The following is a 13,370-nucleotide window of genomic DNA, read 5'->3' on the forward strand; positions in this document are numbered from 1 at the left end:
TGGGCAGGCGGAGTCCGCAATCGAGTGTGACTTCCGAGCAAGTGCTGGCCGGAAAGAAATCCGGGCTTCGAGTTGGAAGACTGAAATTTAACAGTAACCGGGTATCAGAGTCGTCGATACGTCGTTGGCCGGGTATGGGTGGTGATGCCGGGACAGGTGCAGCAGCAGGCGGATGTGAGCCGCGACCCCGGCCGGGTCTCCGCTCAATGCGCCTGGGAGGCTCTCGCCCGGTATGGGCTCACGCCCTCCCCGCGGAATTACGACCTGCTGCACACCTACTTCAGCGGCGGCAACCCGCCGCTCGCGGAGCGCCTCGCTCCCTGTCTCGCTCCTGGCGGCACGCTGACGGAGGAGCAGGCGAACACGTTCTATGACGCCTGCATCGCCGGAACCTCGACGGAGGCGCGCATGCTCGACGGAGTCGGCCAACTGGCCGACGTGGCCGGCGTCCTGGCGGAGCGCGTTGCGGGCAGTTCGAAGGCGCTTGCCGGATACGGCGACGCACTGACCCATTGGTTCGGCCGCCTGACGGCACGCCCGACTACCGACGAACTCATGACGGCGCTCGTTGCCATGATCAGCGAGACCGAAGCGGCGCGGAGCCGCAACCGGCTGCTCGAGGAGCAGCTCTCGACCTCCGCCGGACACATTGCCAAGCTGCACCGAACCCTTATCGAAACGCGGCGGGAAGCGGCGACCGATGCCCTGACGGGATTGGCGAATCGCAAGGCCTTCGACGGGTTCCTGCGCGACTCGGTGGCCCGGACCCGGGCCGATGCCGGCAGCACGTTCTCCCTGCTTCTGCTCGATATCGACCACTTCAAGAATCTCAACGACCGGCATGGCCACCGCTTCGGTGATCAGGTGCTGCGGCTGGTCGGGCGGTTGCTCTGCGAGAAGACGGCCGAGCGCGACCTCGCCGCGCGCTACGGAGGCGAGGAATTCGCAATCGTGCTGGGGGAAGCCGGCATCGGCGCCGGCGTCGCCCTCGCGCAGGAGATCTGTGGCCGGCTGCGCGCTCAGCGGCTGGTCAAGCGCGGCTCCGGCGATGTCGTGGCCCAGGTGACGATCTCGGCCGGCGTCGCGCAGTACCGACCGGGCGAGACCGCCCGCGACGTGATCGAGCGGGCGGACCGCGCGCTCTACGAGGCCAAGCGGACCGGCCGCGACCGCGTCTGCCCCACGCCGCAGGCGGCCGTCGCCTGACCGCTTGCGCCGATCAGCGGAAATCGGTCGGCGCGAGGCCGTAGCGGGCAATCTTGTCGTAGAGGGTCTTGCGGGGCACACCCAGGGACTCGGCGGCCAGCCGCACATCGCCGCCGGCCATGATCAACTCCTCGCGGATCAGGCCGCGCTCGAACCGCTCGACCTGCTCGGACAGGCTGAGTGCCGTCGCCGGGGACGCCTCCGGGACGGCCTGCCCGGTCAGACCCAGCGCGCAGCGCTCCGCGAAGTGGTCGAGTTCGCGCACGTTGCCGGGCCAGGAATGGCGCTGGAGGTGATCCCGCATCGCCGCTGTCACTGGGGGCGCCTCGCGCCCGAACCGGGCGGCGGCGCGGGTCAGGAAGTGCTGGAACAACAGCAGGATGTCCTCACGCCGCTCGCGCAGGGGCGGGATCGCGATCGTAACGACGTTGAGCCGGTGGTAGAGGTCGTCGCGGAAGGTGCCGGCGGCGGCCTCCTGCCCGAGATCGACCTTGGTGGCCGAGACGACGCGCATGTCGACCGGCCGTCGCTCGTTGGTGCCCAGCGGCTCGACCACCCGTTCTTGCAGGACCCGCAGCAGCTTCACCTGCAGCGCCAGCGGCATGCTCTCGATCTCGTCGAGGAACAGCGTGCCCCCTTGCGCGTGCTCGATGCGCCCGACCCGGCGCTTGAGCGCGCCGGTGAAGGCGCCGGCCTCGTGGCCGAACAGCTCGCTTTCCACCACGCTATCCGGCAGCGCGCCGCAATTCATCGCGACGAAGTTCTTCGATGCGCGCCGGCTCCAGCGGTGCAGGGCGTTCGCCACCACCTCCTTGCCGGAGCCTGTCTCGCCGAGCACGAGCACGTCGACATCGGCGCCGGCCACGTCGCGCACGAGGCGGCGAAGCGCGACGATCTCCGGCGAGATGCCGAGGAAGGCGGGATCCTCCTCGATCGCCGCGTCGAGCCGGGCGTTGAGCCGGCGGTTCTCCAGAACCAGCCGGCGATGGTCGAGGGCGCGACGCACCGAGCCCATCAGCGCCTCCGCCGGATAGGGCTTGGCGAGGAAGTCGTAGGCGCCCGAGCGCATCGCCGCGACCGCCATCGAGATGTCGCCGTGGCCGGTGATGAGGATCACCGGCAGATCCGGGTCCACGGCACGGATCCGCTCGAACAGGGCGCGCCCGTCGAGTCCCGGCAGGCGCACGTCGGTGACGACGACGCCCGGCGGCTCGGCCCGGATCGCCGCCAGGGCGGGCTCGGCCGCCGCGAAGGTCTCCACTCGGAAGCCGTCGAGCTCCAGGCTTTGACGGTTGGCGCGCCGCACGTCCTCCTCGTCGTCGATGAAGACGATCCGCTCGGACGGGTCGTGAGAACCGGGATCGGACAGGCTGTTCGGCTCGCTGCTCATGTGGCCTCCAGGCTCCCGACCGGGCTTCCATCCTTCACCACGTCCGGCGGAGCGACGGCGCGGGTCAGCTCCATCCGGAAGGTCGTGCCCTCGACGCCTGAGCGCAGGCCGAGCGTTCCGCCGCATTCCTCGACGATGCCGCGGCAGATCGCCAGACCGAGCCCGAGCCCTTCGGACTTCGTGGTGAAGAACGGATCGAAGACCTGCGCCTGGACCGCCTCGGGAATGCCCGGTCCGTTATCGGCGACCTCGACGGCGACCCGCTCCTCCGTCTCTTCGATGCGCAGGGCGATCCGAGGCTCGGGTCGGCCGGTCACCGCGTCGAGGGCGTTCTGCAGAAGGTTGACGACGACCTGTTCCAGGCGCGGCCCGTCGCCGAGCACGGCCAGGTCGGGGGCGGGGGTCGGCACGTCGAGGGCGATCCCGGCCTGTGCCGCGCGCCAGGAGACCACTTCGAGGCTGCCGCGCACGATGTCGGAGAGGCGAACGGGCTCGCGCCGGCCCGAGGCGCGGCGGGCGAAACCCTTGAGCTGGCGCGTCAGGGTTCCGATACGCTCGGTCAGCCGGCCGATGGCGGAGACGTTCTCCGCCGCGTCGTCGACGCGTCCGCGGCGCACCAGGATCGCGGTGTTGTCGGCGTAGGAGCGGATCGCGGCGAGCGGCTGGTTGATCTCGTGGGCCATGCTGGCCGCGAACTGCCCCAGAGCCGCCAGCCGCCCGGCCTGCGCCAGCTCGCGGCCCAGACGCTCGCGCTCGGCTTCGGCCCGGCGGCGCTCCTCGATCTCGGCGAGAAGCTGCCCGTTGGCTTCGCTGAGCGCGCGCGTGCGTTCGGCCACGCGCGCTTCCAGCTCCTCGCGCCGGGTCGCAGCCTCGGCCAGCCGTGTTCGCATCCGGCGCCGCCGGCCCAGCAGCGTGGCGAGCCCGGCCCAGGCGAGGCCGGTTGCCAGCAGGGCAATGACCCGGCCTTGGGCCCGCTCGCGCTGAACCGCGGCCGCGACAGGGGTCAGGGTGTGGAGATGCCATTCCGTGCCGGGAATCGCCGCGTCGAGCATCAGTGCCGGCCAAGCGGGTTTGGCGCCGCCTCCGACCCGCACGACGTCGCCGGCATCCGACGTGGCGTGTACCGGCAGGGGCAAGAGCGGCGCCTCACCGAACTCGAGTGCCTCGCGGATGCGCTTGCGTTCCTCTTCATCGACGGCGCGGAAGGCCTTGAAGCGCCAGCTCGGCTCGCTCGCCACCAGGACGATGCCGCGGGGATCGGTGACGAACACGCTCTCGCGGCTCGTGCGCCAAGCCGCTTCGATCCCGTCGAACTCGATTTTGACGACGACGACCCCGGCCGCCTGGGGCAGCCGGCGGGCGAGATAGTAGCCCGGTCGGCCGCTGACCGTCCCCAGGGCGAATTGCGAGCCGGAACCGGCCGCCATCGAATTTCTGAAATAGGGTCGGAATCCGTAATTGCGGCCGATGAAGCTTTTCTCCGCGCCTGCATTGCTGGCGGCGACCGTCACGCCGTCGGCGCGAATCACGTAAATCACGGCCGCGCCGGTCGCCTCGGCGATCTGCGCGAGGCGTTCATTTACGCCCGTCACGAGACCGGGTTCCGGCGTGGGTGCGACGACGCGGGCGATCTCGGGGTCTGCGGCGAGCGCGAGCGGCAGCGAACTCTGCGTCTGCATCTCGGCCCGGAACGCCGCGACCTGCAGCCCGAGCGAAGAGAATGCGGAGCGCCGCAGGTCGGTGAGCGCCCAACGCTCCGCCACCCGTCCGCCGAGCCAGCCCGCCAGCGCCAGCACTACCAGCCCCGCCACCACGACGAGCGCGCGGCGATAATCTTTCGAGGCAGGCGAGGCGGGCACGATCACGCCGGTAAGCCCTGTGCGAAATTCCGGAACGTTCGGGAACCTCGCGTGCGGATCACCGCAACGGGCGAAACGGGGCGATCGGGGGACGGGATGGAAATATCATTCATTTCAAGGCTTTAACAAAAAGTTATCGGCACTTTCGAACTGGCATGCCGGTTGCCATTCCCCATGCGAAACGCAGCCATGAGCAAACCGCAGAGCTGTGTGCCGCGAGGCCAAAAGCAAGAGCGGACGGCGCCGGAAGCCTCCTGAGGGAGTCTTCGGTGAACCGGTCCGACGAACCGTCCACCGCTCAGACAGGGAGAAACGCCCATGGCCACCGTGCCGTCCCCGCTGACTGCGCCCCACGCGCCGTCAGCCCCTAAGCCCATCTACCGCACGCTCTACTTCCAGGTGCTGGTCGCCGTCGCCATCGGCATCACCCTTGGGCATTTCTACCCGAAGCTCGGCGCCGACATGAAACCGCTCGGCGACGCCTTCATCAAGCTCGTCAAGATGATCATCGCGCCGGTGATCTTCCTCACCGTGGTCTCCGGCATTGCCGGGATGACCAATCTTGAGAAGGTCGGCCGCGTCGGCGGCAAGGCGCTCGCGTACTTCCTTACCTTCTCGACGCTCGCGCTGATCGTCGGCCTCATCGTCGCCAACGTGCTCCAGCCCGGCCACGGCCTGCACATCGACCCGAACTCGCTCGATCCGAAGGCGGTCGCGACCTATGCCGGCAAGGCGAAGGAGCAGAACATCGCCGACTTCCTGATGAACATCATCCCGACCACCGCGGTCGGTGCGTTCGCGGGCGGCGAGATCCTTCAGGTGCTGTTCTTCTCGGTGCTGTTCGGCTTCGGCCTCGCCTTCCTCGGCGAGCGCGGCAAGCCGGTGCTCGACATCATCAAGGTGATGTCCGAGGCGATCTTCGGCGTCGTGAACATCATCATGAAGGTCGCCCCGATCGGCGCCTTCGGCGCGATGGCCTTCACCATCGGCAAGTACGGCATCTCCTCGCTGGCCAACCTCGCCTACCTCGTCGGCGCCTTCTACCTGACCTCGGCGATCTTCGTGCTCGGCGTGCTCGGCCTGGTGGCCCGCTACAACGGCTTCTCGATCATCAAGCTCATCCGCTACATCAAGGAAGAGCTGATGCTGGTGCTCGGCACCTCCTCCTCGGAGTCCGCCCTGCCCTCGCTGATCGAGAAGATGGAGCGCGCCGGCTGCTCGCGGCCCGTGGTCGGCCTCGTCGTCCCCACCGGCTACTCGTTCAACCTCGACGGCACCAACATCTACATGACGATGGCGGCCCTGTTCATCGCCCAGGCCACCGACACCCCGATCACCTTCGGCGAGCAGATCCTGCTGCTGCTCGTCGCCATGCTCTCCTCGAAGGGCGCGGCGGGCGTGACCGGTTCGGGCTTCATCACCCTGGCCGCGACGCTCGCCGTCGTCCCCTCCGTGCCGGTCGTCGGCATGGCGCTGATCCTCGGCATCGACCGCTTCATGTCGGAATGCCGTGCCCTCACCAACTTCATCGGCAACGCGGTGGCCTGCATCGTCGTCGCCCGCTGGGAAGGTGAGGTCGACGAGGCCAAGCTCCGTGCCGCGCTGGGTGGCAAGCCGGTCGCCGAGGCGGTCCACGCCCCGGTCCTTCAGCCGGCCGAGTGATCCGGGCAGGAGGGCGCACCGTCCTGCGTCCTCCGTCCGGTATGGGAACCGCGGCAGCCGGACCATGGCTGCCGCGGTTTCTCGCTTTCAGGGATCGTCCCCGGGCTCTATCCTCCGGCGCGTTGCGGCGACGCTTCGGGATTGAGGGAGGACGCGCCATGCTCAAGGGACGTTGCCATTGCGAGGCCATCACCTACGAGATGCCGGCCGAGGTGGCCCATAGCGCGCTCTGCCACTGCTCGGATTGCCGGCGCCATGCCGGTGCGCCGATGGTCGGCTGGGCGATGGTGCCGGCCGAGCGCGTGACGATCTCCGGCGAGCCCTTGGTCTACGCCTCCTCCGAGCACGGTAGACGACATTTCTGCGGGCGCTGCGGCACAGGCCTGTTCTACGTCAACGAGCAGATGCTGCCGGGCATGATCGACGTGCAAACCGGCACACTCGATACGCCCGAGGCCCTGCCGCCGCAGGTGCAGATCCAGGTGGCCGAGCGCCTCACCTGGATGGAGGAAGCGCATCGGCTGCCGAGCTTCGAGCGCTATCCGGCCGGCTGACGCCGCTCAGAGTGCCGCAAGCTCCTTGCGAACCCGCTCGACGAAGCGCGCCCGCGCCTGCTCTGTGGTGTTGTCCATGCCGGTCAGCGCAATCCAGTCGAGCCGGCAGCGCCGGGCGCAAAGCGGGCGAATGCCGAAGCGAAACAGCCGCCAATCGGGCCAGCCGACGAGCCAGAGCAGCCAGCGCGGCGAGCCGTAGGTCGTCACCACCGCGATCCTTCGGATGTTGGTCAGGCGCGGCTGAAGCACCTTCGCCCCGCCCAGCGCGAAGGCGACGCCGGGCAGCCAGACCCGATCGAACCAGCCTTTCAGCATGGCCGGCGGCCCGAACCACCACGTCGGATAGATGAGGACCAGAGCCTCGGCCCGGCGCAGGGCAGCGACGTGGTCGGCGATGTCCGGCCGCTCGGCGCTCTCGTCGTAGTAGGCGCCCCGCTCCCTCGCGCTCAGGCGCGGGTCGAAGTTCTCGCCGTAGAGATCGAGAGTCTCGACGGCGTGACCCGTCGCTTCGAGTGTCGCAGCGGCCGTGTCGCGCAGGACGGCGTTGAAGCTGTCGGAGCGGGGATGGCAGTGGACCAGGAGAACGCGCATCGGGTTACGGGGCCGGCGCACCCGCCGCGCGCAGCCGGTCGAGCAGCGCCGCGTCGGCGTAGCCATCGGGCACGAGGCTATTCGCCTCCTGGAAGGCGCGGATCGCGGCGCGGGTCTTGGGGCCGATCTTGCCGTCGGCGCCGCCGACCGGATGGCCGAGGGCAGCGAGCCGCGCCTGCAGGTCGGTGCGCTCTTCCGTCGACAGCATGCGGTCGCCTCGCGGCCAGTCGCGGCTGAAGCTGGGCGCGCCGCGCAGCCGATCGGACAGGTGCGCCACGGTGAGCGCATAGGCGAGCGCCGTGTTGTAGCGCAGGATCACCCGGAAGTTCGGCTCCAGCAGGAAAGCCGGCCCCTTGGCGCCGGTCGGCAGCAACAGGGCGGCGCGGCGCTCGGCACTTTCGGGGAAGGCGCCGTTGGCCGGCTTAAGGCCGAGCGTCCGCCACTCGGAGAACGGCCGCTCGGTGGTCTCGTCGGCGAGCCGGTAATCGAAGTTGTCCGGCAGGAGCACCTCAAAGCCCCAGCCCTCGTTGGCGCGCCAGCCGGATTGTTTCAGGAAGTTGGCGGTCGAGGCGAGGGCATCGGGCACCGAGTGCCAGATGTCGCGCTTGCCGTCGCCGTCGAAATCGACCGCGTGGCGCAGGAAGGCGGTCGGCATGAACTGGGTGTGGCCCATGGCGCCGGCCCAGGAGCCGCGCAACCGTTCCGCGTCGGCATCGCCGTCGGCGAGGATCTTCAGGGCGGCGACGAGTTCGTCGCGCCACAGGCCGGGGCGGTCGGGGTCGCCGCAGGCGAGCGTCGCGAGCGCCGGCATGACCGGGCGGATGCCGCCGCCTTCGAGAGCGGCTCCATAGTTCGACTCGACGCCCCAGAAGGCGACGAGAACGTGCCGGTCAACGCCGTAGGCCGCCTCGATCCGCCCCAGCACCTCCGACCACTCGGCGAGCTTGGCCTGCCCCGTCGCGACCCGCTCCGGCGTCACGCTTGCTTCGACATACTGCCAGATCGGCTTGACGAACTCGGCCTGGGACTGGGTCGCCGGCACCACCGACGGATCGGGCGCAATCCCCGACAGCGCCGTCTCGGCCACTGTCCGCGGCACGCCGCGCTCCTCGGCGAGCGTCTTCAACCCGCCGAGACATTGCGCGAAATCCGGCGCGGTCGCCGGGCTTGTCGTCGGGCTTGTCGTCGGGTCGGTCGGTGCCTCGGCCCGCACCGAGGCTACGCCGGTGAGGGTCAGGGTGGCGAGGAGGAGCGCTTTGGCAGAGGGCCGCATGGGCGCAGCCTTACCATTTCTCCGGCCGATCGCGAGACCTGGCCTTGAGGTCGAACCTGGAGCGTCAGCTTCCGAAGGCGCTCGCCCGGGCGAAGGCGGCGGCGAACCCTGAGAGCGGCACGGTGATGATCGTCGGCTCCTTGGCATCCGGCTTCGTCGCCGAGATCGTGAGGCTGGTCGCCGTCCTCATCGCGTCGGTGGCGAGCGTCGGCAGGCTGATCGGAACGAGGCAGCCATCGCTGACGCAGAACGAGAATGGCGCGCCCTTGCCGAGCTGCCGGTCGTCGAGCTTGAACGAGACGCCGGGCTCGATCTGGAGGCCGAACGGCATCAGGATCAGGCCTTCGCTCTTCCCATCCTTGGGCGGACGCAGTTCGATGCTGAACAGCCGCTTGCCCGTGCGCCGATCCCCCTGCGACTGGATGATGACGCAGTCGGTGCGCGCCTCGGCCCGGTTGCAGGTCATCGTCCAGTCGCCGTAGCTCTCGCTGACGGAGCTGGCGCCGGCCGGCCATTGGGCGGGGCCTGTGGCCGCGGCGGGTTCCAGCACGGTGCCGGTCGGTGCGGGGCTCGGCGTTTCCTTCGTCGGCTCCTTGGCCTCTTCCTTCTTCGGCGCCGGCTTGCGCGGGCGCGGCTTCGGCTTGGCGGTCGGCTCAGCGGGCGCGGCTTCGGGCGCCGCATCCTCCTGCGCCCAGGCGATGCCCGGCCCTGCCAGGACCATCATTCCGGCGAGCAGAAGCGCGGTGGTTGACGCGGTTCCGCGGAACAGAGGCGGCATGGTCGGGCTCCTGAGGGTGTCGTCCGGGGGCCGCCTAGCCCCGCTTGAGAAAGGATGCAATTGCAGGGACGCCGCAGAGAAGCACGATGGTGGAATTTGCGGCCAAGCCTGGAATCGTTCCACGAAATTCAGAACAATATCCCGGCCAAAGGCGGGATTATTGAGCAAAAGAAAACAGCTGGAGCGGTCATGAGCAACATTTACGATCACGCCCCGCGCGACGTTCGCGGCGAGCCCCACCCGCTTTCGCAATATCGCGGCAAGGTGCTCCTGGTCGTCAACACCGCTTCGAAATGCGGGTTCACACCGCAATATCAGGGCCTGGAGACGCTTTGGCGCCGTCATCGAGCCCGCGGCCTGGTGGTGCTGGGGCTGCCCTGCAACCAGTTCGGCGCCCAGGAGCCGGGCGATGCCGCGGCCATCGAGCAGTTCTGCTCGCTCACCTACGACGTGACCTTTCCGGTGCTCGCCAAGATCGAGGTCAATGGCCCCGGGGCCGACCCGCTCTACGTCGACCTGAAGCGGCAGAAGCCCGGGCTGTTCGGTACGAAAGCCATCAAGTGGAACTTTACGAAGTTCTTGATCGGCCGCGACGGCCGCGCGATCGGTCGCTTTGCACCATCCACCAAGCCCGAGGCCCTGGAAGGCGCGATCGAGCGGGCGCTGGCCGCGCCGGGCGGGTAGGTCTCAGCGCCCAGCCCGGGTCGCAGGGCCCGGATCGATCGCCGGCAATTCGCCGGGCGGCAGGCCCGGGGCAGCAGCAATCGCCTGCGGTGCGTCGACGCCCCGGGCGCGGTTGGCGAGTGCGACGGTCAGCTTCTCAGCGGGCTCAGAGCCCATCAGGGCCAGCACCTCGGCCATCTTGCGCGGGTTCATGGCCATCACGATCGGCACCAGCGTCTCGAGGTTCAGGCGGTCGAAGACCCGGGCCGCGTCCTTCGGCTTCATCGTCTCGTACATCAGGACGATGCCTTTCATCCCCGCCTTCTCGGCCTCGGCCCGCTTGCTCCCCTCGGAACCGACCTTGTCCTCGGCCCCCTTCAGGTCGGCTACGCCGGATTCGAGCTTGCGCTCGGCGTCCTTGAGCATCTGCTCGCGCAGGTCGAGCTCGTCCCCGCGCTGCTTGAGCGTCTCGCGGCGGGCAGCGAGCTTTTCGAGGATCGCGCGCTCGCTTTCCGAGACCGGTTCCTGCACCTGCGGCTGGTAGACCGGCGGCGGGGCGGGTTCCGCCTTCTTGGGCGGTGCCGAGACGGAGCCGGTGGTCGTCGGGTCGGTCGGCTCGTAGTTGGTCCGCGCCTTGGCGAGGACGCGGGCGAAGTCCGGCAGTGGTGTACCGGGAGGCGCCGGGTCGTCGGCCACCAGAGCGGTCAGCTTGAGCACGAGAAGCCCAATCGCCGCCAGGGTTACGGCGTCGATCAGGCGCAGCCGGAAGGGACGCGCCGGAAGGCTCGCGAGGCGTGCGAGTCGGCGCGCGGGCAGGCTCATGCGGCCCTGGCCCGGAGACGGTCGAGAGCGCGCTCGGACAGGGCCTGGGCGGCGGCGAGCGCCGCGCCGACGCGTTCGCCGTTGCCGCCGGCGGAGGTGGCCTCGACCACGACAGGTCGCGGGCCTCCAGCGACTGCGGAAGGCGCTGCGGCGGATGCCGGCCCAGCGGCGGTCCGTGCCTGGCCGACGATGGCCGCGATGCGGTTGATCACACTCTCACCCGCCTCCACATGCGCGGCCAGATCGGTGCTGGTGCGCTCGGCGGCGGCGAGGCGTTCGGTGAGCGTGCGGTCGCACTCGTCGAGGGTGGCGCGCAGGCCCGCGATGGCCCGTTCGGCGGTGGCGCTCGCCACCACGAGGTCGCCGATGGTGGAGCGCAGGGCCGACTCGTCCGCCTTGAGCCGGCTGATGCGCGCCGACAGCTTTACCGAGGAGACGATGGTCGCCACCAGCAGAACGGCGACGAGAACGTCGGCGGCCATCGAGACGAAGAAGGTCATCATGGTCACCCTGCGGCTCAGCCGTCGTTACGGTTCTGCATCGAGATTTCGTAGGCCTGGAGCGTCGTGCGCGACTGCCGCAGGGGCCGGGCCACCTGCACCGCGATCGCGTCGTCGATCCGGCCGATCCTCCCTTGCGTCAACGCCCAGTCGCCGCAGCGCACGGTGATGAGGTCGGTGGGCTTGCGGTCGAACATCAGTGTGTCGCCGACCTTGAGGTTGAGCACCCGCTTCAGCGGAAGCGTCACCTCGTGCAGCACCGCCTCCATCTCCACGTCCGCCTGCCAGATCTCGGTGGCGAGGTGGCTCTCCCAAACCTGATCGCGCCCGAGCCGCTCGCCCATGAAGCTCTGCATGAGCAGGTCGCGGATCGGCTCGATCGTCGCGTAGGGAAACAGGATCTGCATCCCGCCGCCGCGCCCGTCCATGTCGAGCTTGAGCGTGATCAGGATCGCGGCGTTGCCGGGCCGGGTGATGGTGGCGAAACGCGGATTGGTCTCGATGCGATCGATCCCGAACCGCACCGGCGAGAGCGGCTGGAACGAGAGTTCGAGGTCGGTGAGGATGATCTCGACGAGGCGGCGGACGAGGCTCATCTCGATCGTGGTGAAAGGCCGTCCGTCGAGCCGGCTCGATGAGCCGCCGCGCTTGCCCCCGAGCAGGAGGTCCATGGTCGAGTAGGCGAGCGTCTGCTCCACGGTGACGAGGCCGGAGCCTTCCCAGGCATCCGCCTTGAACACGCCGAGCAGCGTCGGGAGCGGGATCGCGTTGAGGTAGTCGCCGAAACGGACCGAGGTGATGTTGTCGAGCGTCACCTCGACATTGTCCTGGAAGAAGTTGCGAAGGCTGGTCGACAACAACCGGATCATCCGGTCGAAGACGATTTCCAGCATCGGCAGGCGTTCGTACTGAACGACGCCCGAATCGACGATGGCGCGCACGCCCCCCGCGCCGGAGGCGGAGAGCTCGCGCAGGGAGAAGCCGAGGACGCCGTCGATCTCATCCTGGTTCAGGATGCGGTCGTTGCCGGCGAGTTCGGGGAGATTCTCGGTCTCCCCGTCCTCGATCATCGTCGCCCACTCGGCAGCGACGTCGCCCGCGCTCTTGGTCGTGCCCTGCTCGGCGAGCGCCGCGCCCCACTCCTCGGCGAGCGAAGCGTCGCCGCCGCCCTCAGAGCCCTGCTCGGCAAAGGCCGCCGCCCAATCGTCCTCCAGCTCGTCTTCGGGACCGGTCATGCCTGTCGCGCGCTCGCCTGTGTCTTAAGCGTTAAGGGTTTGGGAGGGGGCAGCTGCGCCGTTCACTGAACGATCACGTCCTTGAACAGCACCGCCTCGGCCTTGGCCGGATGCAGCGCGATGTTGACCCTCCGAAGCAACTCCTCGCGCAGACGGTACAGACCGGTGGAGCCGGCCAGGTCGCTCGCCCGGATCTCGCGCAGATAGGTCTGAAAGGCGTCCTCGACGCGCGGCATCAGCGGCTTGACGGTCGCCTCGACCTTGGCGTCCTTCAGCTCCAGTGCGACGCGCAGCTTGAGCACGTTGGCCTTGGTCGCACCCGGATCGGGGCTGAGGTTGACCAACATGTCGCGCATGTCGAGGAACACGACCTGCGCCTTGGGGTCGACCTTCTCGGCCGCGTGCTCGCCATGGGCATCGGCATGCGCCGCCCGGTTCTTCATGAAGAAGAACCCGCCGCCTCCGCCGAGGAGCAGCACCGCGGCGGCGATGATGATGAGCTTCTTCTTGGACTTCGGCGCTTCCGCCGCGCCCTCTTCGCCCTCGGCCGCGGGCGCCTTTTTCGGCTTCTTGGCCATGTGCTGCTCGTCGGCAAACCGGATCGGGACGATGGGGCGGGACCCGCGCGCGACGCGCAATTCCCGTCCCTTCCTTCTCGGCCGACGTGGTTAACTCTCGGTTAAGCCGGCAGAACTTGCCGGGTCGGACTTGCCGCCGGCTCAAGGCGGACCGGTGCCCGCTCCGAGGTGCGATGGCCCCAAGTCACTGTTCGTTAAGGTAAAAACGAGCGCGACCGGATTGGCACGGCCCCTGCGGTGGATGGCACGAACCCGTCGC

The 13,370-nt window shown here is 69.0% G+C and carries 13 protein-coding genes; 4 read left to right on the forward strand and 9 right to left on the reverse strand.

The genetic code is table 11. From position 1 onward, the window contains the following. Window positions 1-144 precede the first annotated feature (144 nt). On the forward strand, window positions 145-1,206 hold the full coding sequence (locus FHU13_RS06650; RefSeq protein ID WP_183435068.1) for a GGDEF domain-containing protein: 1,062 nt from the start codon (window positions 145-147) through the stop codon (window positions 1,204-1,206). 13 nt (window positions 1,207-1,219) lie between these two features. Here FHU13_RS06650 and FHU13_RS06655 read toward each other — a convergent pair whose 3' ends face one another. Both FHU13_RS06655 and FHU13_RS06660 read right to left on the reverse strand, forming a co-directional pair. Next, a complete protein-coding gene (locus FHU13_RS06655) occupies window positions 1,220-2,596 on the reverse strand; it encodes a sigma-54 dependent transcriptional regulator (protein WP_183435069.1) in 1,377 nt (458 codons plus the stop codon). Beyond that, window positions 2,593-4,461: an ATP-binding protein gene (locus tag FHU13_RS06660; protein ID WP_183435070.1), complete on the reverse strand. Its 1,869-nt coding sequence runs from the start codon at window positions 4,459-4,461 to the stop codon at window positions 2,593-2,595. The genes FHU13_RS06655 and FHU13_RS06660 overlap by 4 nt, the downstream gene beginning before the upstream one ends. Before the next feature lie 312 nt (window positions 4,462-4,773). Between FHU13_RS06660 and FHU13_RS06665 the strand changes: the two genes are divergently transcribed. Together FHU13_RS06665 and FHU13_RS06670 are read left to right on the forward strand one after the other, a co-directional pair. Then, complete coding sequence (locus tag FHU13_RS06665; RefSeq protein WP_183435071.1) at window positions 4,774-6,117, forward strand: dicarboxylate/amino acid:cation symporter; 1,344 nt, start codon at window positions 4,774-4,776, stop codon at window positions 6,115-6,117. A gap of 158 nt (window positions 6,118-6,275) precedes the next feature. Then, a complete protein-coding gene (locus FHU13_RS06670; RefSeq protein WP_183435072.1) occupies window positions 6,276-6,671 on the forward strand; it encodes a GFA family protein in 396 nt (131 codons plus the stop codon). Between the two features lie 6 nt (window positions 6,672-6,677). Here the strand turns inward: FHU13_RS06670 and FHU13_RS06675 are convergent, their stop codons facing one another. The 3 genes from FHU13_RS06675 to FHU13_RS06685 all read right to left on the reverse strand — a co-directional run bounded on the left by FHU13_RS06675 (window position 6,678) and on the right by FHU13_RS06685 (window position 9,313). Further along, a complete protein-coding gene (locus tag FHU13_RS06675; RefSeq protein ID WP_183435073.1) occupies window positions 6,678-7,262 on the reverse strand; it encodes an NAD(P)H-dependent oxidoreductase in 585 nt (194 codons plus the stop codon). 4 nt (window positions 7,263-7,266) lie between these two features. Next, window positions 7,267-8,535, reverse strand: coding sequence for a lytic murein transglycosylase (locus tag FHU13_RS06680; protein ID WP_183435074.1), 1,269 nt, complete (start codon window positions 8,533-8,535; stop codon window positions 7,267-7,269). A gap of 64 nt (window positions 8,536-8,599) precedes the next feature. Beyond that, complete coding sequence (locus FHU13_RS06685; RefSeq protein WP_183435075.1) at window positions 8,600-9,313, reverse strand: invasion associated locus B family protein; 714 nt, start codon at window positions 9,311-9,313, stop codon at window positions 8,600-8,602. 189 nt (window positions 9,314-9,502) lie between these two features. On the opposite strand from FHU13_RS06685, the gene FHU13_RS06690 reads away from it, so the two are divergent. After that, entirely contained in the window at window positions 9,503-9,997 is a 495-nt protein-coding gene (locus FHU13_RS06690; RefSeq protein WP_183435122.1) for a glutathione peroxidase, read from the forward strand. 3 nt (window positions 9,998-10,000) lie between these two features. Here FHU13_RS06690 and FHU13_RS06695 read toward each other — a convergent pair whose 3' ends face one another. The 4 genes from FHU13_RS06695 to fliL form a co-directional block, all read right to left on the reverse strand. Beyond that, window positions 10,001-10,798, reverse strand: a complete 798-nt coding sequence (locus FHU13_RS06695; protein WP_183435076.1) for a MotE family protein — start codon at window positions 10,796-10,798, stop codon at window positions 10,001-10,003. Continuing rightward, window positions 10,795-11,301 (reverse strand): DUF6468 domain-containing protein, encoded by a 507-nt coding sequence (locus FHU13_RS06700; protein WP_183435123.1) that lies wholly within the window; start codon window positions 11,299-11,301, stop codon window positions 10,795-10,797. Before FHU13_RS06700 ends, FHU13_RS06695 begins: the two co-directional genes overlap by 4 nt. Window positions 11,302-11,315: 14 nt before the next feature. Beyond that, window positions 11,316-12,533, reverse strand: coding sequence for a flagellar motor switch protein FliM (gene fliM, locus FHU13_RS06705; RefSeq protein WP_183435077.1), 1,218 nt, complete (start codon window positions 12,531-12,533; stop codon window positions 11,316-11,318). Between the two features lie 62 nt (window positions 12,534-12,595). Next, window positions 12,596-13,111: a flagellar basal body-associated protein FliL gene (gene fliL, locus FHU13_RS06710; protein ID WP_183435124.1), complete on the reverse strand. Its 516-nt coding sequence runs from the start codon at window positions 13,109-13,111 to the stop codon at window positions 12,596-12,598. Between the last annotated feature and the right edge of the window lie 259 nt (window positions 13,112-13,370).

This window comes from Methylobacterium sp. R2-1 (assembly GCF_014191355.1).
Taxonomy (GTDB): domain Bacteria; phylum Pseudomonadota; class Alphaproteobacteria; order Rhizobiales; family Beijerinckiaceae; genus Methylobacterium.

Coding starts and splice junctions, on each gene's coding strand:
- FHU13_RS06650 (WP_183435068.1), top strand. CDS start 145: ATGCCGGGACAGGTGCAGCAGCAGGCGGATGTGAGCCGCGACCCCGGC.
- FHU13_RS06655 (WP_183435069.1), bottom strand. CDS start 2,596: ATGAGCAGCGAGCCGAACAGCCTGTCCGATCCCGGTTCTCACGACCCG.
- FHU13_RS06665 (WP_183435071.1), top strand. CDS start 4,774: ATGGCCACCGTGCCGTCCCCGCTGACTGCGCCCCACGCGCCGTCAGCC.
- FHU13_RS06670 (WP_183435072.1), top strand. CDS start 6,276: ATGCTCAAGGGACGTTGCCATTGCGAGGCCATCACCTACGAGATGCCG.
- FHU13_RS06675 (WP_183435073.1), bottom strand. CDS start 7,262: ATGCGCGTTCTCCTGGTCCACTGCCATCCCCGCTCCGACAGCTTCAAC.
- FHU13_RS06680 (WP_183435074.1), bottom strand. CDS start 8,535: ATGCGGCCCTCTGCCAAAGCGCTCCTCCTCGCCACCCTGACCCTCACC.
- FHU13_RS06685 (WP_183435075.1), bottom strand. CDS start 9,313: ATGCCGCCTCTGTTCCGCGGAACCGCGTCAACCACCGCGCTTCTGCTC.
- FHU13_RS06690 (WP_183435122.1), top strand. CDS start 9,503: ATGAGCAACATTTACGATCACGCCCCGCGCGACGTTCGCGGCGAGCCC.
- FHU13_RS06695 (WP_183435076.1), bottom strand. CDS start 10,798: ATGAGCCTGCCCGCGCGCCGACTCGCACGCCTCGCGAGCCTTCCGGCG.
- FHU13_RS06700 (WP_183435123.1), bottom strand. CDS start 11,301: ATGATGACCTTCTTCGTCTCGATGGCCGCCGACGTTCTCGTCGCCGTT.
- fliM (WP_183435077.1), bottom strand. CDS start 12,533: ATGACCGGTCCCGAAGACGAGCTGGAGGACGATTGGGCGGCGGCCTTT.
- fliL (WP_183435124.1), bottom strand. CDS start 13,111: ATGGCCAAGAAGCCGAAAAAGGCGCCCGCGGCCGAGGGCGAAGAGGGC.